Annotated in this window: 1 protein-coding gene and 1 pseudogene; both read right to left on the bottom strand. The window is 48.7% G+C overall.

Annotated features, from left to right (window positions below):
* Window positions 1-193, bottom strand: a 193-nt coding sequence (locus tag ACTHUR_RS20940; protein ID WP_440400734.1) for a glutaredoxin domain-containing protein, incomplete at its 3' end; no start/stop codon positions are given.
* A gap of 88 nt (window positions 194-281) precedes the next feature.
* Window positions 282-446 (bottom strand): annotated as a pseudogene (locus ACTHUR_RS20935) (gamma-glutamyl-phosphate reductase); the annotation flags it as partial.

Genomic DNA, 446 nt, shown 5'->3' with positions numbered 1-446 from the left:
CTTTAATGCCTTGGCGTACGGCATCGTTTTCCAATACGTTGACGGTTACATAGTCGGTGCAACCTGCCGCATTCAGGATTTGTACGGCACGGGAAGAGAAGCCGCATTGCGGGAATTGCTTCGTGCCTTTCATGAACAATACGACGCGGTGGGTGGTAACGACTTCTTTGATTTGATCGTGGATAGAGGACATGGTGTGTTCCTTTTTACTAAATCGGTTGTTCGGGGAAAATCAAATTTCCCGCCATTATACGCAAATTGATGAAGTTGAGGGGCGTTTCTCAACGTCGGATCTGACCGTTGCCATTGATATAGAATGTGGTCGAAGTCAGCGCTTCCAAACCCATCGGGCCACGGGCGTGCATTTTTTGGGTGGAAATACCGATTTCCGCGCCCAATCCGAAAACAAAGCCGTCGGTAAACCGAGTAGACGCATTGACATAAAC

This window comes from Neisseria sp. P0021.S007, from assembly GCF_051956855.1.
This window is presented reverse-complemented; position numbering and strand designations above follow the sequence as displayed.